The organism is Aquiflexum gelatinilyticum (genome assembly GCF_024813435.1).
Taxonomy (GTDB): Bacteria; Bacteroidota; Bacteroidia; order Cytophagales; family Cyclobacteriaceae; genus Cognataquiflexum; species Cognataquiflexum gelatinilyticum.
Genome location: NZ_JANAEZ010000001.1, coordinates 567,931 through 589,763, shown reverse-complemented (window position 1 = coordinate 589,763; position 21,833 = coordinate 567,931). Strand labels below are relative to the sequence as shown.

Below are 21,833 nucleotides of genomic sequence, written 5' to 3'. Positions count from 1 at the left end.
CTAAAGTTATATTTGGGTTTATATTCTGAAAAGGGTCTTGCTGATGGCAAGACTTTTTTGTGCCCTTAGAAAAATTTAAAATGCAAAAATTTGCATATAAAAAATATTTATCTGTATATTTGAAAAAAATATCTCGCATATGTACAGACTTTCTTTCATCCTCGCATTATTCGTAAGTGTTTCACTAGTTGGATCACAGGTTCAAGCCGAATCTCTTTTTTCTGAAAAAGAAAATGATAAAGAAATAAAAAGCCTTGCAAAAGAAAATGAAAAGGCTCTTGTCACTTTAAAACCTTTTGTTGGGGTTTCCGGAGAAAATCAAAATTCAGGATTGTCTAGTGATTTGATTATAGATGTCCTTGATCCTGTTGAAGGATTCGGTTCTGACTATGCCCCTTGGTTTTGGTCCGAAGAGACATTTTCAATGCTCGATGGTTATGCTCCATTTATTTTTAGGACAAAAAAGAGTTCATCTGCGATTGATGAACTGAGAGTTGTGATTACCATCAATGAATTTGGAAAAGTTATTGCCTACAAAATCCTCAATGAGTCAGTTGATAAAGGGTTGAGAGAAAGGGTTGCCCACGTTGTAAGAAAAATGCCTGATGCCATACCTGTTCCCGGATTCAATTCATATGAATCTATGGAATTTGAGCTTGTCATGGGTTATTGATATTTGTTCAGATTAACTCTTCGGTTAATTTTTCCCCGTCAATTATTTGACGGGGATTTTTTTTGAGCGGTTAGGAATGGGGTGCTTCATATCCTAATTTTAACCTGATCATCAACTTAATTAGAAATGAAAAAGAACATATTCATGCTTGCTTTTGGGATGCTTGTTTTGACAGGCTTTTTGATGGCACAGGAAGTATCTCTGTCCCCTGAAAAAAAATGGCCTGAACAGGATAAAAAGTCAAAATTCTATACAATTTCCGGAGAAAGACATGGACAGTCTTTTTTTAAGAAATATGAGTTTCCGGAGGTACAATATACCCCGGGCGAAAAACTTACTTTCGATATCTATCACACTCCGGATGTAATGTATCATTGGTACAAATTATGGTCTGAAAAATATCCTGAAATTACAGAACTCTACGACGTGGCTAAATCCTACGAAGGACGGCCAATTCTTCAAATGACCATTACTAACAAAAAAACAGGAAAGCACACCGACAAACCAGCGGCATACTTTGAAGGAGGAAGGCATGGTGGGGAAGTGACCGCTAGTGAATCGGTTTTTTGGTTGACACAGTATCTTCTTGAGAATTATGGAAAAGACCCGGAAGTCACGAAGCTCATAGATACAAAAACTGTTTATGTAAGGCCTCAAAATAACCCTGACGGGACCAATATGTATCTCTTTTCTGAGCAGAGAAACAGAAGTACTGTTCGTCCTCATGACACAGATCGCGATGGTCTGCTGGATGAAGATCCTGAAGAAGATCTAAACGGTGACGGTATTATCCATATGATGAGAAAAAAAGCTGTAACTGAGAAGGAAAAGGAACAGGCAAACTTAATCATTGACCCAAGGGATCCAAAAGGGCGCCTAATGAAAAGGGTTTTTGAAGGCAAGGGTGAATACCTGATGTATAGCGAAGGAATCGACAATGACGGAGATGGTAAATATAATGAAGATGGTATTGGTGGATTGGACTTGCACAGAAATTATCCTGAAAATTGGAGACCTGACACAGGCGGTGATGAGACGGGTAGGGGATATACACAGTTTGGGGCAGGTGAATATCCATTAAGCGAAATAGAGACCCGCTCAACAGTACTTTGGTTGCTTTCTCATCCAAACATTTCTGTGGTCAATTCCTTGGATACGAGGGTTCCTATGCACCTTAGACCGCCTTCCACATCTTCAAGTGCAGAGTCTATGTTCCTCAAGGACAGGTTGATTTATGAATATTATGACAGCCTTGGAATGACCATAACAGGGTATCCTTGGGCAGGTGATGTATACGAAACATATAGCACTCGTGGCGGTACAAACCGACTCACAGGAGATCCTTTGAAGCCAACTCCTTTGTTTGGCCATGGACCTGACTTTGGTTACTTCTACTATGGTGCTGTTTGGTATGGTGATGAGTTGTGGAATAACGGGGCCATGAAAGATTATGACGGTGATGGACAGCGGGATGACTATGACGGGATGAGATGGGATGATGAAGAAAACGGCTCCAAAGGTTTCAAGAATTGGGAAAAGTTCAACCATCCTCAGCTAGGCGAAGTTGAAATAGGGGGATCTCATCCTAAGTTTTTCAGCCAAAACGGACCCCCTTGGCAACTTGAAAGTTGGATCAAAAAGCAATCTCTTTTCAATCTTGCGATGGCGATGGACCTTCCTCAGATTGAAATCAAAAATGTAAATATTTCAAAATCCGGAGATGTCTATGAAATCAAAGTTTCCTGGACCAATTCAGGCAAACTTCCTGTGGCATTAGATCAGGCAAAAAGGGTCAAAATCGTACAGGAAGATAGGTTGATGTTAGAGTTTGACAAAGAACTTACCAAGGGTTTTGAAAATGCAAAAGTTCAGATAACGACCCCTGAACTATATGAAAAAACAATTTATTCAGGATATACTGAGGCAGGAGAGACTAAAGAAGCAGTATTTAAAGTAAAAGTCAACCAAAAAGAGCCTGTAAAAGGAAAGTTGAAACTGATGTCAACCAGAGGAGGATACCTTGAAAGAGAATTTACTTTAGGGAACTAACAGTTAGTTTAATTTGAGTTTAAATTGCCACAAATTACGAGTGAATTGGAGTTTTTCTCTGCTTCATTATCTGATTTGTGGCTTTTTTTATAACATCAGTATTCCATTGGAATAAAACTTAAGTAATCCTTTCTTGTTCTTTCTTTTATTTGAATCAAATCAAATTTCGATTATAATGAAAAACCTTATCAAATTTCACTTCACCATACTTCTTTGCTGCATCTCAGCTTTTGCTTTAGCTCAGGAAAAAAGAGCTCTTAACCATCAGGATTATGATAGATGGGAATCAGTTTCTTCTGAAAAGATCTCCAAATCCGGCAAATGGATAGGTTATACTGTTAATCCTCAAGATGGTGATGGTAGGCTGGAAATAGTATCCCACCAAAATCAGGATCAAAGATTCATAGTTCCAAGAGGCAGCCAATGGGTTTTTTCTAATAATAGCCAATTTGCCATAGGCAAAATCAACCCACAAGCGGATACGGTACGTTTTCTCAAGTTGAAGAAGAAAAAATCAGATGAATTGCCTAAGGACAGTGTTTTTATTATGAACCTGGCAAGTGGGGAATTAGATAAACTAGCTCGGGTTAAATCATTCGCTATTCCTTCGAAGAAAGGAAATTGGGTAGCTGTCCACTTTGAAAAGGATTTGCCAAAAAAAGCAGAAAAGAAAGAGACAGGCGATACCACAAAAGTAGATGGGCCAAAACCCGAAAAGCCTAAGAAAACTGATGGCACAAAATTATTGGTAAAAGATCTTGACGGAAGTCAACCTTATGAATTTGACCGGATTAAATCTTACGGTTTCTCTGAAAACGGTGATTATCTATTCTATACAAAAGCCCAAGAAGATACCCTGAAAAATGCAGGGATTTTCTTGCTGGAATTAAAAACCGGCGTTTCTAAATTAATAGATGAAGGAAAAACAGAATATGTTTCTACGGTTTTTTCCCCCGAAAACAAGTACTTGGCATTTTTGACAACTGAGGATTCCGCCAAATCCAAAAAGCCATATTACGACCTTTATCTTTTTGATATTGTCAAGGAAAAGAATCAGAAAATTGCATCAAAAGGAATGACCGGGATCAATGGAATGGTAAGTAAAAATGGCCGATTGTTCTTTTCAAGTGATGAAAACCGATTGTTTTTTGGTAGTGCACCGGATTACCTAGCTTTTGAATATGAAGATGACACTACCATTTTGGATGAGGATAGAGTCAGTTTGGATATATGGGGATGGCAAGACAACGAGATTCAGCCAATGCAGTTGAAGAATAAAGACAGAGATCAGAACAAATCTTTTCTCACTATTTACAACATTAAATCCAAGTCTATCACAGCGGTTGGGGATGAATCCGTTTCTCAGTTTGCTATTGATAAAAAAGTTAAAAATCAATTTGCACTCGGTTTTGACGATAACCCATACCGAAGAAATTACAGTTGGGACATCCAGATAGGAAGTGATTTGTATTTGGTGGATTTGACGACAGGATCCAAAAGTCTCATTAAAAAAGATGTATCCGGAAATCCAAGGCTTTCTCCTGAGGGTAAATATGCCTATTGGTATGATGAGCGGGACAGTTCTTGGGTGGCATACGATATCAAATTAAAATCTTTCAGTAACCTGACGCAAACCATTGAAAGCAATTTTTATGATGAACTCCATGATTCCCCGTCTTTGCCTTCCAGCAATGGTGCGGCGGGATGGGTCAAAGGCGATTTGGCTTTTTTGGTATATGACAGATATGATATTTGGAAAATTGATCCAACAGGCAAGTCGACCCCCATCAATTTGACAAAAGGTGAGGGAAAAAAGCAAAAGATTATTTTCAGAAGAGAACAGGTTGACAATGAGGAAGAAAGCATTGATCCCACAAAGCCTCTGATACTATCTGCTTTTCATGAAATAAACAAAAAGAACGGTTTTTTTAGAGGAGATATCAACGGAACAAATTCTCCACAATCGATCATTTTCTCTGACCATAGGTATTCAGGTCTGACCAAGGCAGAGGAAACAGACAATATTATCATCAGGAGATCTACGTTCAGGGAATATCCGGATATCTATGCTTCTGATTTGAACTTGACCTCTTTGAATCGTGTCTCGAATGCAAACCCTCAACAAAGCCAAGTTAAGTGGGGATCGGTAGAATTGGTCAATTACCTCGCAAATGATGGTGTTCCGCTTCAAGGCCTCCTATTCAAACCGGAAAATTTTGATCCGAATAAAAAGTATCCCATGTTGGTTTATTTCTATGAAAGGAATTCTGACGGATTGCACTCCTATAGAGCACCCGCACCAAGTGCGTCTACGATTAACATTCCTTATTTTGTAAGCAATGACTATCTGGTTTTTGTACCTGATATTAAATACGACTTGGGATTGCCGGGACCAAGCGCTTATAATTGCATCATTCCGGGCGTTCAGGCTTTGGTATCAAGGGGATTCGTGGATGCCTCAAATATGGCCATTCAAGGCCAATCTTGGGGAGGTTACCAAGTCGCCTATTTGATTACCAGGACCAATATGTTCAAAGCCGCAGGCGCGGGAGCACCTGTTGTGAACATGACTTCGGCTTATGGTGGCATCAGGTGGGGTACCGGAATGAGCAGGATGTTTCAATACGAGCAAACCCAATCAAGAATAGGAGGGACACTATGGGACAAGCCACTCTATTATATTGAGAATTCTCCGCTGTTTACCATGGATAGGGTAAATACACCTGTTCTTATCATGCATAATGATGAAGATGGATCAGTTCCATGGTACCAAGGTATAGAAATGTTTATGGCTTTGAAAAGATTGAATAAGCCTGCTTGGCTACTCCAATACAACGGCGAAGATCATAACCTCAGATTGAGAAAAAACAGAAAAGACCTTTCTATCAGGTTGTCACAATTCTTTGATTATTATTTAAAGGGAGCCCCGGCACCGCTTTGGATGACTGAAGGGCTTCCAGCAGTAGAAAAGGGTAGAACCTTAAAATATGAGCTTTCAGGAAACTAGAATGTTGCTTACTCCTGATATCGAAAAAGCCATTGGATAAATTTCCAATGGCTTTTTTCTTGGTAAAATGATTCATTTATCTATTGATGTATCTTCTGACAATGAATTGAAAATTGACCATTACATCAGGATAGATTAATTTGTTTTGCATGTTGTTTCCATCCACATTTGAGTTTGTAAGGAACATTGATGAGACCTCAAGACCCAAATCCCATTCGTATTCAAAATTGGAAATAAAACCAAATTTCAATGGCACATAAGCTGCCACGGTGTTTTGGGTGCTTCTTTCTACAAATCCCTGAACATACATTCCGTTTTCAAGAACTCCATCTCGCATTACTCTTTGGGCTCTTTCTGAATACATTGCACCAAGACCCAATCCAAAATAAAAATTAACCGGCTCACCCACTCCGCCTGAAGTATTGGGGTTGAAATAATAAACCGGCATCACATCTAGAAAATATCCCACACCTTTGAAGTAATACGCTTGACCATTATCTCCCCATTGGATAATGATTGGATTGTTTAAAGGTCTAAATTCACCGCTGTTTAACATTTGCGCACCGGCAGTGACCCTTAGATCAAATCGTTCAGAAAGTTCTTTGCTATAAGATACAGAAAATGTCGGCTCTAATTTGAATTCCATGTATTTGTAAATTCCTGCGTTTTCGGCATAAATCATTCCCCAACCAAATCCGCCTGTGATATTATCGCGCGAGCCTTGGGCATTTATCAACCCAATTAATGAAAAACTTAAAATAAGAGTAAAAAGAATTCTTGGCATAAATAACCTCATGTTGATTTTGACCACGAATATACAAGATTTGAATTTCATAATCCAAAGTAGTTCGCTAAGGCTAGGTTTATCAATGTAAACCCCTGAGTGAAAATTCAGATTAACATACAAAAGTGTTTTTCTGAAATACAAAAAAATACTTTTTTAAAAATTCACAAAAACACCCCAACTGCTTCATATTTAATTGATTTACTTCGGTAATTCCTGTTTTTCTAGTGTGAATCGTGCCAATGGTGCCATTTTGGCTTTTTGAATTGACAATGTACTGTCTCCAACACTATAATTGTCTACCATTCTCAAAACTTCCAAAAATTCCTTTTCAACCTGCATATCTAGGCAAGCCATCATGGTTGAGGCTGTATTTCCGAAGGCAATCTTGTTGCCTTCCAAAAGTTCATAAGGACCAAAGAAATTGTTACAGGATCCGTTGCCATTGAATGATGCAGTTTCCATTTCAAATAATATAAAAGCTTCTTTTAAACCTTGTCCTTTTGTTACCGGAACTCCCCTTACCTCTTCCAAAACCCATTTTTTATCCTCAAGGCTAGGGTCAGTCAGATTTTTTAAAAGGCGGTATTTATCTTCCAAATCGCCGGTAATTCTATTTCCTTGTTTATCCAAATGGTACAATGCATTTTCACCTACAAGATACAATTGGCTGTCTCCTTCTTCAGGCTGTAGTGAAACTTTCGAACCATTTTCATTCCACTTAAATGCTCCTTCGTCTGAAAAAACCCCATTTTCTTTTCCAAGATAATTTAGGGATCTCCTAAAAGTATCATCCGATTTCAGAATGATAGTCGTTTCTATTCCTTCGCAATCTGCACAGGGCAAAGTTCCTTTATACACGCCTTTCCAATCGAGGCTTGTTTGACTGTTGTCACCTAATGGAATCGAAGAAGATATTTCCACGGATTCTCCCTGCTCGATTGATTTTTCTGAACTACAGGAAATGGAAGATGCTATGAATATGGCCATCGAAAGTAAAATCAATACTCTTTTCATAATAGTTGATTTGATGAGTTTAAAATTTCCAAAATGCAAAGTTTAAAACAAACCGGTAATATTTCCATCTGCATCAATATCAATACTTTCTGCGGCAGGTTTGGAGGGAAGACCCGGCATCCTCATGATTGTCCCTGCTATCGGAATGATAAAACCTGCGCCTGCGGCAATGTCAAATTCACGTATTTTTATGGTAAACCCCGAAGGCCGGTTGGTGAGTTTAGGATCATCAGATAGGGAATATTGAGTTTTGGCGATACAAACTGCAAGCTTATCCAATCCTATTTTTTTGAAAAGCTTGATTTGCTGTTTTGCTTTTACGCTATATTCAACCTCCGCAGCGCCATAGATTTTTCTTGCAATGATTTCTATTTTTTGCTCTATGCTCCATTCAAATCGGTAAAGAGGAGTGAAGTTGCTTTTTCCTGATTCTGCAGCTTCTTTTACAGCCAATGCAAGATCTGTTGCACCTTCTCCGCCTTTTTCCCAAGCTTCACAGAGAGCAACTTTTACACCTAATTTTTCACATCGGTCAATAACCACCTGGATTTCTTCTTCAGTATCAGATGCAAACTTATTGATCGCCACCACAGGCATAAGCATAAAATGCCGCATGTTTTCGATATGCTTTTCGAGGTTAGGGAGACCGAAAGCAACTGCATCAGCATTCGGGATTTTCAGATCTGGGAAAGGGATGCCCGAATGGCTTTTTAAGGCCCTGATCGTTGCCACAATTACTACAGCATCGGGTTTAAGATTTCCATATTGGCATTTCAGATCAAGGAATTTCTCACCTCCAAGATCCGAGGCAAAACCGGCTTCGGTCACGACATAGTCCGCCAGAGAAAGCCCCATTTTAGTCGCAATGATCGAATTAGAACCTTGGGCTATATTTGCAAATGGTCCGCCATGAATAATTGCAGGATTTCCTTCTATGGTTTGTACAAGATTTGGCATGATGGTATGCTTCATCAATGCAGTCATAGCACCTTGTGCTTTGAGTTGATAGGCCCTAACCGGTTCATCGTCATAAGTATAACCTATGATGATATTTCCAAGTTTCTGTTTTAAGTCCATCAGGTCATTGGAAAGACATAAAGCAGCCATAACTTCCGAAGCAGCGGTGATGTCAAAACCCGACTCTCTTGGAATTCCTTGTGCCGATCCTCCAAGTCCAATCACAATGTCCCGCAGGGCACGCTCATTCATGTCCATTACCCTTTTCCAGATTATCTTTCTAGGATCAATGTTCAGGGTGTTTTTTTGATTGTGGATATGGTTGTCCACCAGAGCTGACAAAAGATTATGTGCTTTTTCGACAGCAGCAAAATCACCTGTAAAGTGGAGGTTGATGGATTCCATAGGCAGCACTTGGGCATAACCGCCACCTGCAGCTCCACCTTTCATCCCAAAGACAGGCCCTAAAGAGGGTTCGCGGAGTACGACTGCTGTTTTTACACCGATTTTGTTGAGTCCTTCTGCCAACCCTATACTTGCGGTAGTTTTGCCTTCCCCGGCCAAAGTAGGGGTAATGGCAGTGACAAGGATCAGTTTCTTTCCTTTGATTTTGGATTCATTGATTAGCCTGAGAGGAAGTTTGGCTACATATTTCCCATAGGGGCGAAGGTCATCTTCTTGGATACCAAGCTTGGCAGCAATTTTGGAAATCGGTTGCATTTTGGATGCATGGGCAATTTCAAGGTCGGATTTGGTCATCATCATTCTCTTTTTGGTATAATTTGGGTTTTAGCAGATTCAAAATTTCCGAAACATTTTATTATTTAATTATGGCTTGATTTATTCCGAATTTTTGAAAATTGGATTTGCTTATTTAGGGCTAAAATAGTGATTTTCGGTTAAGGAGCTTGAGAATGGGCTGTAAAAACAATGAATAAAAAAAGTCTCTGAACAATTTTGTTCAAAGACTTTTTTTTAAAATCAGAAAGATATTTCAGAAGGCTATTTTTCAATAAAAGTTGCAAAATCATCCAAAATCAAATTTTCGATGTTGGCACTTTTGGCATATCTAAGAAGATTTTTTTCGTGTTTGGAAATAGTGGTAGTAAATTTATTTTGCGACTCTTTCAGTTTTTCATTCAAGGTATTTTTGTTTTCCTCCTGAATAATGGATGGCCTGTCAAAGTTAGCGATCACAACACCATACAATTGAGATATTTTTTCCCTTAATTCAGGTTCTGCAGTATCTACATAATTATCACCGGTTGTAATGACCAATCTTTCTTTGAGTTTATTTAGTTCATTGATGAATGCAGTCATAGATTTGCTTGATTTTGGATCTGAAGCTTTGATTTTTTCTGCATAATCCAGGTAACTATCCACCTGATAGACCAAATAAGCCAGATCCTGAGTCATATCAAACAGTTCCTTGGCCATTTTCCCTTGGGCTTTTCTACTTTCTAGAGAAATCCCTGCCCTTTCGTCATAAACCAGTTCTAGGGTGGTTTCAAATTGTTCCTTTCCTTTTTTCATCACAACTTTATAGGTGCCTGCAGGTACTCTTGGTGCTCCAAATCCTCCAAAAGAGAAAGTTTTTCCTTTGGCCACTTTGGGAGCTTTTCCTGTAAAACCCCACCTGACGATGTTTATTCCTTTTTGTTTGCCCGGGTCCAGACTGATGATCTTACTATCATTTTCATCAAAGATTTCAAGCGTCATTGCTCCAAACGTATGTCGCTTCTTGAGGTAATAGATGATTTTCCCGGATTTGTCAGGGTTAGGCCCAACGAAAGTGACGGCCTGACTTGATCCACCGAAATCACTTTCTTCCCACATCACCATAGGAGGAGATTTGAGAAAATAAACCTCTTCATTAAGCATTTCGGGCCTAATCTGCCTTAATGGGCTGATATCATCTATAATAATGATTCCTCGACCGTGAGTGGCTAAGACCAAATCATTGGTTTTTGGATGAATGGCCATATAGTGTACAGAAGCAGAAGGCATATTATTGGTGAATTTTGACCAATTTTTTCCTCCGTCAATACTTATAAAAAGGCCCAATTCAGTTCCTAAGAACAGAAGGTTTTCATTTTCAAGATCTTCAAGGATATGTCTTGCAAAACCATGTATATCTTTGCTGATCACAGAAGTCCAGGTCAATCCAAAATCCGTCGTTTTGTAAGCATAAGGCTTAAAATCATTTTGGGCATGTCCATCAAATACCGCATAAGCAGTTCCTTTACCAAAATTTCCAGGCTGGATATGATAAGCCCAAGTGTTTTTTGGTAAGTCCGGAATATTGGCAACAACATTTGTCCAAGTCTTACCCCCATCTTGAGTGACCTGTACATTGCCATCATCGGTGCCTACCCAAATAATATTTTCGTCAATTGGTGATTCTGCAATGGTAAATATGGTGTTGTGATTTTCTGCACCTGAATTATCCGTGGAAATCCCCCCCGAAGACGACTGATTTTGTTTAGTAGGATCATTCGTAGTCAAATCGGGAGATATCCTTTCCCAATTGTTTCCCATATCATTTGACCTTAACAAAAACTGACTGCCGACATAAATCCGATCTGGATGATGGGGGCTTATTTGTATTGGGGTGTTCCAGTTGAAGCGGTATTTAGGCTCATCTTTTCCCGGAAAAGGTCGGATATTTTTGATGGTGTTTTTTTCAACATCATAGCGCCAGATATTGTCAGCTCCCTGCATTTCGGAATAAACAATTTTTTTGGTTGGATGTCTGTACACTCTAAATCCATCCCCTGCGCCCACTGACACCCAATCTCCTGGCTCAATTCCTCCGGGACTTGAAGATGGGCCAAACCATGAACCATTATCCTGAAGCCCTCCATAAATCTTATAAGGCTCATCATTGTCCAAACTGACATGATAAAACTGTGAAACCGGCAAACTCTCGACCATTTCCATGGTCGTTCCTCCGTCCCATGTCCTATACAATCCACCGTCGGTAGCTACATAAAACCTGTCAGAATCATGGATATCAAACCATACATCATGAATATCTGAGTGCATGGCACCTAGATTCTTGAAAGTTTTTCCTCCATCTCGGCTAATACTTCCTGACAAACCTGCTTTGACCAGTACATCAGAGTTTTTAGGGTCAACTACTATTCTTGAGAAATAAAATGGCCTGACAGCAAGTTCAAAATCCCCGTTCATAAATGTCCAGGATATACCGGCATCTTCTGAGCGGTATAGGCCCTTTTTCTCTTTGGATTCAATGACGCTATATAAAATATTGGGATCTGAAGGTGCTACTCCAATTGCTATTCTTCCCAAATCCCCACTTGGGAAACCATTGTGGATTTTGTCCCAGGTTTTGCCCCCGTCTGTTGTTTTGTACAGGGCACTTTTAGGTCCTCCCGAACTAAAGGAATATGCCGTTCTCCTTACCTGCCAGAAAGCAGCATATAGGGTGTTGGGATCTTTTGGGTCCATAAACAAATCAGAACAGCCGGTATCTTTCATTCCTGCGAGGATATTGGTCCAAGTCTGACCTCCATCGGAGGTTTTGTATACACCACGGTCATCACTGTCACCCCATAAAGCTCCCAACACCCCCACATAAACCTCATCTGAATTATTGGGATTGATGGCAATACCACTGATTCTATCGGAGTTTTCTAATCCTATTTTGTTCCAGGTATTTCCTCCGTCGACAGTTTTGTAAAGGCCATCTCCGTACGAAACACTGTTCCTTACCCATGTTTCACCTGTTCCAACCCATACCACATTATCAGGGTTGTTTGGATCAACTTCAATAATTCCAACAGACTGATTGTAATCATCGAAAATTGATTTGAAGCTGGCACCACCATTTGTTGATTTCCAGACTCCGCCACCTGCTGTACCTGCATAGATAATTCTGTTGTTGGAAGGGTGACCGGCAATGTCAGTGATCCGCCCACTCATCACAGCAGGTCCGATTTGTCTAGCTGACAAAGACCCAAATAGCTCATTTCCTTTTAAAGTAATGCTCTCTTGCCCATATGAAATGCTCGCAATTATGAAAAAGCAGACCGATAAGAAACTGTAAATAAATTTCCTTGTCATGATATATCTTCAAATAATTAATAAGATCAATCCTTGAAGGCAAATGCAGAAGGATCCAAAGTGGGATTCAATTCTACTTTGGTGATATTAATGGCCTGACCTTGAGGTGTACCTTTAGCTTTTTCTGTGATGGAGAAAGGGAAATATAATCCTTCGACTTCTTGATAATCACTCATCAAAGTCTGGGTTGTTATACCTTTTGCAGGACCGGTTTTCATTTCTTTTTCTACCATGATAGGAACGAAGTTTTCGGTATCAAAAAAATAAAACGAGATGTTTTCAACTTCCGCACCATCCACCAATAATGGTTTTTTTGTCAATTTAACTTTGAAACACTCTGTTCCCTCTACATTTTCTTTTCCCAACAATTCGGCTTTGTATCCTTTGCTTTTAAGGTTCAAAAAAGGATCAGGGAAATCGCCTATTTCACGCTTCATGTTTTCGGTAGTTTCACTGTCGCTTTTTTCAGGTTTCATTGTCATAAAATTGACTCCCCATGCTTCTTTGCCATCAAAAGCCTGCTGAACCATTTCCTGGCCTTGAAGCTGGAATTTCATATACATTTTACCCTCCTTGGTTTGGGCAATTTCTATCGGAATATCCATTCCTTGGGTGCTTACCTTGCCCTCCATTTTTATTGAGGATAATTTGGCCCATTCTGATGCACCTCCTGTATTCTCAAGATATTGTGCAATGATCTCATCGACAGTTTGTGCTTTTACAATGCTTGAAAAGCAGAATAATGCAAGAATCAGTAATGTCTTTTTCATTTGGTTGTAGTTTTTTTTAATGTTAGTAAGTTTTTTTATAAAAATAAAAGTATTAAAATTTAATATCCAAGTATTTGATCTTTTTTGATCTCCTAATTTTACTGATGAATAATGATTTTTATTGATGATTTTTATTTTGCTCAAAGAAAGCCTTGAAAAATTGTTATAAACGTGAATTCTATTCTGAATCCAAGGTGGGACTAAAGGAAATTGTGACAGTGTTTTTGAAATTCTTATGAATTTTTATTTTTTATTCTATATTTGTAGAATAACCTCTATATATATAGAACATGAACCTTTCCAACGGTGAAGAACAATTGATGAATATAATTTGGGAAAAAGGAAAAGCATTTATGAAGGATCTTTTGGAATCCCTTCCTGAACCAAAACCAGCAGTTACTACTGTTGCTACCCTTCTCAAAAGACTTTCTGACAAAGGAGCAATAGGATACACCGTATTTGGTAATTCGAGAGAATATTACCCCCTCATCCAGAAGAAGACCTATTTTTCGACCAAAGTAAATGAGTTGGTAAAAAACTTCTTCAATGATTCCCCTTCTCAGTTTGCCTCATTCTTCGCCCAAGAAACTGATATGTCACAAAAGGAATTAGAGTCCTTGAAAAAAATAATTGAGGATCAACTTAAAAACAAAACAACATGATTTCTTTTCTCATTAGCTCGACGATTTGCCTTTCTGTTTTGCTTCTTTTTTATCATTTTGTGCTAAGGAAGGAAAGCATGTTTGTATTCAATAGGTTTTTTCTCCTTGGGAGTTTGGTTTTTTCTTTGATGATTCCCTTGATTAATTTGCCTCCTATTTTTCCAACCTTAAATTCCTCCAGCCAAAATGCAGGTGTCGAAATTCAACAGGCTTTTTTGAAAACAGTTATTCAGCCTTCCGATGAAAAAAATCCTGTCATCGCACCAAATTCTGTTCAGCCAAAACATGAAAAGCAAGTTCTAGATTGGTCTTGGTTTTTGGTTTCGGTTTACCTGGTTGGTTTGGTGTTTTTTATAATGAGGTTCATATTTCAAATCTTCAGCTTATCCGGATTGGTAAAAAAAGGGGCTGTAATCCAAAAAGAAAGGTATCGATTGGTTTTAATTGGCCTTGAAACTATGCCCTTTACTTTTTTGGATTACCTTTTTGTAAATGAAATAACCTACCTCACTGATGGCTTAGAGCAAGAAATTCTCCAACATGAATTGACCCATATTAAGGAAAAGCATAGCATAGATATTCTTTTTGTAGAGGCTTTAAAAATCATTTTCTGGTTTAATCCAATTTTTCTTTTCTACAAAAAAGCCATTCAGCTTAACCATGAGTTTTTGGCAGATAGAGAAGTTGTTGCATGTTCTGATGATGTGCTTCCTTACCAAAAACTCCTGATTTCGAAGGTTTTGGGAAAAGAATTTGTGTACAATCTAAGTAGCCCGATCAATTATTCGGTGACAAAGAATAGGTTGATCATGATGAAAAAATCCACTTCAAAACAAAAATCCTTTCTCCTTCGCATTTCCCTGATTCCACTTTTTGGGTTTTTGCTTGGGTCTTTTAGTCAAACCACCGCAAGCCAAAGCAACAATCTTTTTTCTCAGGGCTATCCTGTTAAAGATTTTGAAAGTTATATCCAAGAGGCTTTGAGCGAAGAATCTGACTTTGTGGTTGCATTGGAAAAATTGGACATAGAGGGTGCCAAAACGGCTTATTTGAAATTGACTGAAGATGAAAAAGCCAAAGTTACCGAGTTTCCAATCTTAGAGGATGGTGCATTGACCTATTTGATAGGACTTCAGAATGCAAAAGACAGCATCAAGGTTAAAATCAACTTTTCACCCCCTCCCAAAAAAATGAGCATTTCTGACGAGGTTTGGACCAATTGGATAAAGTCTAAAAATGTGGAATTAATAGTTGATGATAAGAAGGAGGATATTTCCAATCTCAGCAATTTTTCACAAAATGATTTTGCATTATTTGAAGTTCGTGGAATTGAAAAAAAGAAATTTTTAAAGCCTGAGAAATATCAACTGACTTTGACAACTCACGATCATTTTGAAAACAAGTTTGTCACCTCAAGGAAGAAAATACAAACAATTAGTGCATCCTATCCCAACGGTGATATCGCAGAAATTCCCTATTTTATGAAATATGTGTTGATGAATCAAAAAGGGGAACTGGAAGAATATTTTCCTGAAAATTACCTTCAGCGCGCACTTGAGGCTATTTTGACCCAAGAGTTTAAAGATTTGCCAAGCGCAAACGCAATCATGGATATCAGAAAAAGTTTCTGGATCAATGTCACCAGAAACGGACAAAAAGAAATGGTGGTGGTATCATACAATTGATCGCAGGTAACTTGAAATGAGAAAATTCCTAAGGAAGTTTCAGATTGCCTGAATCAAAATTAATTGAAGGTTAATAGGCAAAGGTGGTCAAATGCGTAGCTGAAAATGTTTCGAACACTTTTTCCATATACTCACATTGTTGCCCATAGATGCCCGGATTGGTGCAGTCCAAACCTCCCAATGTAGCTGTGAGGATGATGAATTCCGCAGGAATCGGGATTGTGGCTATGGACATAAAAGTTTTTTCACTTGACATCAATACAGTCATGTAGACATAAACAACGTAGGTGAGCCCATCCTGCCCTGTAATTCCTTCATTAGCTGCAGAAAGCACCCAAGCGATTTTTCTGTCAGGGCCAAAATCCAAGGTGTAGGAATATTCTTCATCTATTGTGAATCCGCTCAAACCATACCGTTCCGCAAAATTTGTATTGATCAGCGCTCCGACAGAAGTAAGCAATTCGTCGAAATCAGTCTCTGAAAAATCATCTTTCAAGCCTATATGATAAATATTAATGCCGTCATCAATTCCCGAAACAACCTGAAAAGCTTCTTCTTCATTACTGTAGATCAGTTCCTGTTCTTCCGGAATAGCTAAGACTACGCCGTTATTGATGTCTTCAAATATATTGAACCGCATACCTTCATAATCGAGGGTAATTTTGATGTCCTCTTCCAATTCATCGGCAAATTTCATCAGGTTTTCGGGATCATCGGAAGTTTCGACCATTTCCATCAACGACCTGTTTTTGGTAGGATAAAATTCAAATTCATCCGTTTCTATAGGTTCTGCAAAAGTTTGATTGAATAATTTTTCTTCAATAACATCAGTGTTTTCAGCAACAGTTTCAATCCTCACATCTGCAGAAAACAACTGTGACAAAGTCTCAAAATTAGGAGGGAGGGAAGTGATCGTAGAGCTTTCAAGTTCCGTAATGTATTTGGCCGGGATGATCCAACTGACATTGCTTGCTCCTTTTTCCAAACCTCCGTCTCCTACACCGATCAACCGCCCCTGAGAATCAAATACAGGTGCTCCTGAAAATCCAGGTAATAAACTTCCTTCAAGGTAGAGAATGTTGAGGTCCAAAGCAGGAAATCCAATTTTTGCCAAGGCAGCTTTATCTTTTGCCGGTATGAGACTATTTAATGTTTCGGGACTGACATCTCCTTTCCTGAGAATTCTCGAAGAACTTCCCGGAGCTCCACTGTTATATCCAAAAGCATACACGTCTGAGCCAAATTTGATGGGTCCAACGTGGAAATTGTTGATCGGAGCTACCCCGATGGGGACGGCAGGCTCGCCTGGCAGTACTTCAAGCAATACCAAATCGGCTTTTTGGTATACCTTTTTTATTTTGACTTTCCTCCAGGCCTGATTCATATAAAGCACTTTTATACTCCCTGTCTTGCTCATCCCATGAAGAGAGGTCACGACTTGGTTGGGTGTTTTCCAAACAAAGCCTGTCAATACTTTAGATTCTCGTTCATTGACTGTGACCACCACCCTCACAAGGGAATTTTTGATCTGGTCAGGATCAAACTGTTGTCCCTTGGAAAAAAATGAAAAGGACATGAGGATCAGGAAAATTTGTGTTGCTTTTTTCATCACTCAAAAACTTTTTGAATTGCCTTATAAATTTGGAGTCTTTCGGATTCAGAAAACTGACTTTGGGCCATTGAAACAAGGTTTTTCCAATTTTCACCGGAAGCTGAAATTTGTGTTTCCATTTCTTCAAGTGAAAATTTTGGATTGATTGCTTTGATTTTCTCAGTATTTGAAATCGTGTATGGTTCCGAAGAAGAAGAATTACAAAAACTGTCTCTGACCAATAGAAGAGATTTCCCTTTCATTTCATCCGGAAGTTCGGTTTGAAAAGTATCAGCAAATTTTCTCCAAATCCCCTCAGTTGACCTGAATGTGTTGACCATTTCCGGTACGGGGGTTTCAGCTGTCATGTAGTAAAGTACGTCGCAATCCGAAGAATTGACAATGGTCGAATACAAGAGACTTGCCTCTCGTTGGGCTTTGGAGGTATCGGACTTGATGAATCCTATAATCAGATTTCGTGCTTCTTCGTCCGAGAATCCTATGGACTTGTATTCCTCCATTTTGTCTTTTAGGGTTGGGGCAAAGGGATTGTTTGCCCTCAGGTAAAGTCCCGCAATGATCCCCGCTACCGTGAAAAGCCCAAAAGACCCTATCCTGAGGCTTTTGATCGGATCCAAATATTTCTCGTTTAATCCTATCAAAACTGCCAATAGAGAAGAAACCGTCGCAATGACTCCACTGACAACAGGCGATAAAGTGGTGGACAACAATATTCCCAACAACAGGCCTATTCCCAATCCATTGAATATTGCCGAAAAGGCATTCAGGAAAGTCATTTTCTTGGGTTCTGCATTTTCTCCTCCAGTAATGAGTTGACTTCCGGATTGAAAGGTTTCGATGATCGAACCTACTTTTGAGTCATTTTCTTCCATAAATTTTAAATAGAAACGGTTAGTGAAAAAAATCGATTGAAGCTTTGTCGAAGAAAGACCATAGAGAATCTTTCATTTTTTTGAACGGATTGGAATCATTGCTTAAGTTCATAATTCTAAATAGTTGGCTATACTATTCGAATCAGAGTTAAAGTTCCTTATTGTAAAGTGTTACTTTAATGAAAAAATCAGAATAAAATTTGATTATTCCTAGTACTTAAAAATGTATTGTTTTGTTTAATCTTCAATTGATTGCATAAAAATGGGGATTTGGCAAAATTGATTTTGCCAAATCCCTTCTAAAAATTTGTACCTAATCTGAATTCCTCCAATAGGAGAATTGGTAATTTACGATCAGCGGACCGATCTGCTTTCTATGATTTCCTTGATAACATCAGATTTTTCATCATAATTTCTATCAAATGGCAAGGGATAGGCAGTTCTTCCTCTCATTGGCCAATTATTTAACCAACTTCCTCCATCATGGATTCCCCAAAAGGTTATTCTGGTGATTTTGTCACTGTGTTTGTTAAAAAGTGCAAACAATTCCCCGTATCGCTTGGCAAGTTTTTCCTGCATTTCCTGTGGAAGACCATCTTTAAACGGATTGTATTTCTCATCTGAAGCAAAAGTAGCGTCTATGTCGGCACCGGATCTGTTGGCGGGATTGGGTAGCACATCGATGTCCAATTCTGTAAACATCACTTTAAATCCCGCTTCAGAAATTGCTATGATAGAAGCCTCTATCTGTTCAATGGTCGGAGATTCAAGTCCATAATGTCCCTGCATACCTATCCCATCTATCCGAATCCCCTCGGCACGGAGTTCTTTTGCCAGTGCGATTGCAGTGTTTCTTTTTTCAGGTTTCCACATGTTGTAATCGTTATAATACAGTTCTGCTTCAGGATCTATTTGGTTAGCTTTTGTAAAAGCACGTTTTATAAAATCCTTTCCGGCTGCATTATACCATTTGGAAGTTCTCATTTGACCATCATCAAATATGGCCTCATTGACTACATCCCAACCATGAACCTTACCTTTGTATCTTCCGACCACGGTTTCAATATGATCTTCCATTTTTTTTATCAATGCTTCTTTCTCCAGGAGATTTTTATCAGCATCCTCAAATACCCAATCAGGGGTTTGATTGTGCCATACCAAAGTATGACCCACCACAAAGGCTTTCATTTTATCACCTAAAGCCACAAATTTGTCTGCAGGCTCAAAATTATACTTGTCGGGTTCGGGGTGAATTGGGCCCCATTTCATAAGATTCTCTCCTGTGATACTGTTAAAATGCTTTTCCAAAATATCCAAAGCTTTTGTTTCCTGTCCATTGACTTGTCTGTAATTGAGGGCGGCACCGACATGAAAGTATTTTTCAAAAGCATCCTTCATTCCCGATTGGGCTTGGGAGGATAACTGAAAGACAAACAAGAAGATCGCAATTAGAAGTATTGGTTTCATGGTAAAATGGTTTAGATTCCGGGTACAAAATTTCTTTTAAAATTCAGATAGTATTTCAGGACATGTTTTGGTTTTTCAACTCCTGGAGGTAATGGCATTTTGGAAAACTGCTGAAAATAAAGCAGACAGGAATCTCTCCACCATTCTGCTTCGGATACCTGGATTTTAAAAAATGAACTGATGTGTTCATATCTTTCTTGGTCTATCTTTCCTTCCATTTTGGCCCATTGGGATTGCATCCACCTAGCACCTTCCACTCCTTTTTGGTAACGCAAAGCCATTTCTGTCCAAAGGTTATTTCCTGTCGAAAGTTTTTTGTCCCATGAAACACGGTGAAACCATAGCAAATATTCTAAGGGAATCTTGTCGGCATCTCCCCATGTTTTTTTCCATTCAGGCGCATATTGGGCCAATGCATTGCTGCCTTTTTCGGTCCTGTCAAATCCAATCTCTTCTTCCGAAGCTTTGTGATAATAGGTGGCTGTCCAATCTTCCCTTCCGCCACCTGTCACCCAAGGACCCGGCCCCCAATGGTGGCTTCTTGCCATGATGTGGTGCAATCCCAAAGGAGTCATGTAATTGACAAGTATTTCATGAGATTGAAGCATGATTTCTTTGGAGGTGGCGACAAAATCAACATCATTGGAAAATGTCATTTTTAACCAATTTTCAGCGATTTCATCAATGTTACTATCCGGATTCCAAGCGAGTTTTCCAAAAGCATACCAATCCGCCTGCGCAGTCTGATGCCCTGTCCAATTTCTGTCTGTTCCTATATTGGCAACGCCGGCTATTCCTGTTAGTTTATATCCGTGAAGACTTCCGTCAATCACTTTGCTGACGGTACTTCCTTTTCCTTTGGCATAAGTATCAGATTGTAGGATTTCTCTCCACATCGTAGCGAGGTTGACCCAATGCGTCTCTTGGCCTAGGTATTCTTTTGTAATCTGGAATTCCATCATCAGAGGAGTTTTTGGCATGGCTCCGAATAATGGATGAAATGGTTCTCGGGGTTGGAAGTCCAGAGGACCGTTTTTGACCTGTACGATTACATTATCCCTGAATTTTCCATCCAATGGCTTGAATTCATCATAAGCCTGTCGGATCCTGTCTGTAGGCGTTTTTTCATTATAAACAAAAGCACGCCACATCACAATACCTCCAAAAGGTTTGACTGCATCCGCCAGCATATTTGCTCCGTCTGCTTGGGTACGCCCATAATTATGAGGACCGGGCTGTCCTTCGGAATCTGCTTTGACCAAGAATCCTCCAAAATCAGGGATATAAGAATATATTTCCTCGGTTTTCTTTTTCCACCAGATCTGCACGTCAGGATCCAAAGGGTCTGCAGTAGGCAAACTGTCCAAGATCATCGGAGCATTGAATCTTGCTGTTAGGTATATTTTGATCCCATATGGCCTGAATGCATCTGCTAAGGCTTTGGCTTTTGCGAGGTATTCAGGCGTCAAAATCAATGCATTGGAATTCACATTGAAGATCGAAGTCCCGTTGATTCCAATCGATGCATTTGCACGGGCATAGTCTATGTATTGTTGGTCGATATGATTGGGAAGCCTGTGCCAGTTCCAGATGCTAAATCCTGCATATCCTCTTTCCACCGTTCTGTTGAGGTTATCCCAATGGTTGAGAAGCCTTTTTTGGATTTTTGGATTTTCTAGCCGGTCAAGGTTTTCCAGTTTTTCTCTTGTCTGAATGGCCTTCAAAAAAGCAAATGTTCCATAAAGCAATCCGATATCTGTTTTGGCTGTGATGATGATTTTTCCCTGATAGGATTTCAACCAATATCCTTCTTCTTTGACTTCAGAAAGTTTGGTCCCTAGCTTACCTTTGATTTCTTCGGGCAAATCTTCTGACCGGATGATCCAAGTCAAATTGGAGTCCGTGGTTTTTGAAAATTCGGGTAGGACTTGTTGGTCAAAAAAACCTTCCGATGCAATAATCAATTCTTTTTGTATGATGTCTAGGGTAGGGGACTCTCCTGATATGGATATGTTTTCTAGGTAATCTCTGTAATAGTCACTGACTGCTTTGTTTTCAAATGGAAGGTATTGAAGCCAAAGCTTATAGCCATCATTGGCATAACCAACACTTATCAATATAAAAAATACAATCGTGGCCCCGGATTTTTTGATGCTCATTTGTGGAATAATAGGTTTAATTGGTTTCTTGGA

At 39.2% G+C, this 21,833-nt stretch carries 14 protein-coding genes; 5 read left to right on the top strand and 9 right to left on the bottom strand.

The genetic code is table 11. The annotated features are described in order from the left end of the window. Nucleotides 1-139 precede the first annotated feature (139 nt). The 3 genes from NK987_RS02385 (at nucleotide 140) to NK987_RS02375 (ending at nucleotide 5,729) form a co-directional block, all read left to right on the top strand. Nucleotides 140-673: a hypothetical protein gene (locus NK987_RS02385; protein ID WP_258421973.1), complete on the top strand. Its 534-nt coding sequence runs from the start codon at nucleotides 140-142 to the stop codon at nucleotides 671-673. A 126-nt stretch (nucleotides 674-799) separates the two neighbouring features. Beyond that, nucleotides 800-2,722: a M14 family metallopeptidase gene (locus NK987_RS02380; protein ID WP_259262566.1), complete on the top strand. Its 1,923-nt coding sequence runs from the start codon at nucleotides 800-802 to the stop codon at nucleotides 2,720-2,722. Nucleotides 2,723-2,897: 175 nt separating this feature from the next. Further along, nucleotides 2,898-5,729, top strand: a complete 2,832-nt coding sequence (locus NK987_RS02375; protein WP_259262565.1) for a S9 family peptidase — start codon at nucleotides 2,898-2,900, stop codon at nucleotides 5,727-5,729. Between the two features lie 76 nt (nucleotides 5,730-5,805). On the opposite strand, the gene NK987_RS02370 is transcribed toward NK987_RS02375, so the two are convergent. From NK987_RS02370 to NK987_RS02350, 5 genes are all read right to left on the bottom strand, one after another. Continuing rightward, the gene (locus tag NK987_RS02370; protein WP_259262564.1) at nucleotides 5,806-6,564 is read right to left on the bottom strand and encodes a hypothetical protein; all 759 of its coding nucleotides are present in this window, start codon (nucleotides 6,562-6,564) and stop codon (nucleotides 5,806-5,808) included. Nucleotides 6,565-6,714: 150 nt separating this feature from the next. Further along, nucleotides 6,715-7,530 (bottom strand): copper resistance protein NlpE N-terminal domain-containing protein, encoded by an 816-nt coding sequence (locus NK987_RS02365; RefSeq protein WP_259262563.1) that lies wholly within the window; start codon nucleotides 7,528-7,530, stop codon nucleotides 6,715-6,717. A 42-nt stretch (nucleotides 7,531-7,572) separates the two neighbouring features. Further along, a complete protein-coding gene (locus NK987_RS02360) occupies nucleotides 7,573-9,252 on the bottom strand; it encodes a formate--tetrahydrofolate ligase (protein WP_338021184.1) in 1,680 nt (559 codons plus the stop codon). 237 nt (nucleotides 9,253-9,489) lie between these two features. Continuing rightward, complete coding sequence (locus tag NK987_RS02355) at nucleotides 9,490-12,573, bottom strand: VPS10 domain-containing protein (protein WP_259262562.1); 3,084 nt, start codon at nucleotides 12,571-12,573, stop codon at nucleotides 9,490-9,492. A gap of 26 nt (nucleotides 12,574-12,599) precedes the next feature. Further along, nucleotides 12,600-13,343 carry an outer membrane lipoprotein-sorting protein gene (locus tag NK987_RS02350; protein ID WP_258421979.1) on the bottom strand — a complete coding sequence of 248 codons (744 nt, stop codon included), beginning with the start codon at nucleotides 13,341-13,343 and terminating at the stop codon, nucleotides 12,600-12,602. 290 nt (nucleotides 13,344-13,633) lie between these two features. On the opposite strand from NK987_RS02350, the gene NK987_RS02345 reads away from it, so the two are divergent. Both NK987_RS02345 and NK987_RS02340 read left to right on the top strand, forming a co-directional pair. Continuing rightward, on the top strand, nucleotides 13,634-14,005 hold the full coding sequence (locus NK987_RS02345; RefSeq protein WP_259262561.1) for a BlaI/MecI/CopY family transcriptional regulator: 372 nt from the start codon (nucleotides 13,634-13,636) through the stop codon (nucleotides 14,003-14,005). Then, the gene (locus NK987_RS02340) at nucleotides 14,002-15,690 is read left to right on the top strand and encodes a M56 family metallopeptidase (protein WP_259262560.1); all 1,689 of its coding nucleotides are present in this window, start codon (nucleotides 14,002-14,004) and stop codon (nucleotides 15,688-15,690) included. Before NK987_RS02345 ends, NK987_RS02340 begins: the two co-directional genes overlap by 4 nt. 70 nt (nucleotides 15,691-15,760) lie before the next feature. Here the strand turns inward: NK987_RS02340 and NK987_RS02335 are convergent, their stop codons facing one another. The 4 genes from NK987_RS02335 to NK987_RS02320 all read right to left on the bottom strand — a co-directional run bounded on the left by NK987_RS02335 (nucleotide 15,761) and on the right by NK987_RS02320 (nucleotide 21,800). Next, entirely contained in the window at nucleotides 15,761-17,299 is a 1,539-nt protein-coding gene (locus NK987_RS02335; RefSeq protein WP_259262559.1) for a S1 family peptidase, read from the bottom strand. Then, the gene (locus NK987_RS02330; protein ID WP_259262558.1) at nucleotides 17,299-18,174 is read right to left on the bottom strand and encodes a hypothetical protein; all 876 of its coding nucleotides are present in this window, start codon (nucleotides 18,172-18,174) and stop codon (nucleotides 17,299-17,301) included. The genes NK987_RS02335 and NK987_RS02330 overlap by 1 nt, the downstream gene beginning before the upstream one ends. 354 nt (nucleotides 18,175-18,528) lie before the next feature. Further along, entirely contained in the window at nucleotides 18,529-19,641 is a 1,113-nt protein-coding gene (locus NK987_RS02325; protein ID WP_259262557.1) for an endo-1,4-beta-xylanase, read from the bottom strand. A gap of 11 nt (nucleotides 19,642-19,652) precedes the next feature. Further along, entirely contained in the window at nucleotides 19,653-21,800 is a 2,148-nt protein-coding gene (locus NK987_RS02320) for an alpha-glucuronidase family glycosyl hydrolase (RefSeq protein ID WP_259262556.1), read from the bottom strand. Between the last annotated feature and the right edge of the window lie 33 nt (nucleotides 21,801-21,833).

Bases quoted from the DNA above. Each gene is read 5' to 3' on its own strand.
- NK987_RS02350 (WP_258421979.1), bottom strand. From the start codon at position 13,343: ATGAAAAAGACATTACTGATTCTTGCATTATTCTGCTTTTCAAGCATT.
- NK987_RS02365 (WP_259262563.1), bottom strand. From the start codon at position 7,530: ATGAAAAGAGTATTGATTTTACTTTCGATGGCCATATTCATAGCATCT.
- NK987_RS02335 (WP_259262559.1), bottom strand. From the start codon at position 17,299: ATGAAAAAAGCAACACAAATTTTCCTGATCCTCATGTCCTTTTCATTT.
- NK987_RS02330 (WP_259262558.1), bottom strand. From the start codon at position 18,174: ATGGAAGAAAATGACTCAAAAGTAGGTTCGATCATCGAAACCTTTCAA.
- NK987_RS02375 (WP_259262565.1), top strand. From the start codon at position 2,898: ATGAAAAACCTTATCAAATTTCACTTCACCATACTTCTTTGCTGCATC.
- NK987_RS02385 (WP_258421973.1), top strand. From the start codon at position 140: ATGTACAGACTTTCTTTCATCCTCGCATTATTCGTAAGTGTTTCACTA.
- NK987_RS02380 (WP_259262566.1), top strand. From the start codon at position 800: ATGAAAAAGAACATATTCATGCTTGCTTTTGGGATGCTTGTTTTGACA.
- NK987_RS02370 (WP_259262564.1), bottom strand. From the start codon at position 6,564: ATGAAATTCAAATCTTGTATATTCGTGGTCAAAATCAACATGAGGTTA.
- NK987_RS02345 (WP_259262561.1), top strand. From the start codon at position 13,634: ATGAACCTTTCCAACGGTGAAGAACAATTGATGAATATAATTTGGGAA.
- NK987_RS02340 (WP_259262560.1), top strand. From the start codon at position 14,002: ATGATTTCTTTTCTCATTAGCTCGACGATTTGCCTTTCTGTTTTGCTT.
- NK987_RS02320 (WP_259262556.1), bottom strand. From the start codon at position 21,800: ATGAGCATCAAAAAATCCGGGGCCACGATTGTATTTTTTATATTGATA.
- NK987_RS02360 (WP_338021184.1), bottom strand. From the start codon at position 9,252: ATGATGATGACCAAATCCGACCTTGAAATTGCCCATGCATCCAAAATG.
- NK987_RS02355 (WP_259262562.1), bottom strand. From the start codon at position 12,573: ATGACAAGGAAATTTATTTACAGTTTCTTATCGGTCTGCTTTTTCATA.
- NK987_RS02325 (WP_259262557.1), bottom strand. From the start codon at position 19,641: ATGAAACCAATACTTCTAATTGCGATCTTCTTGTTTGTCTTTCAGTTA.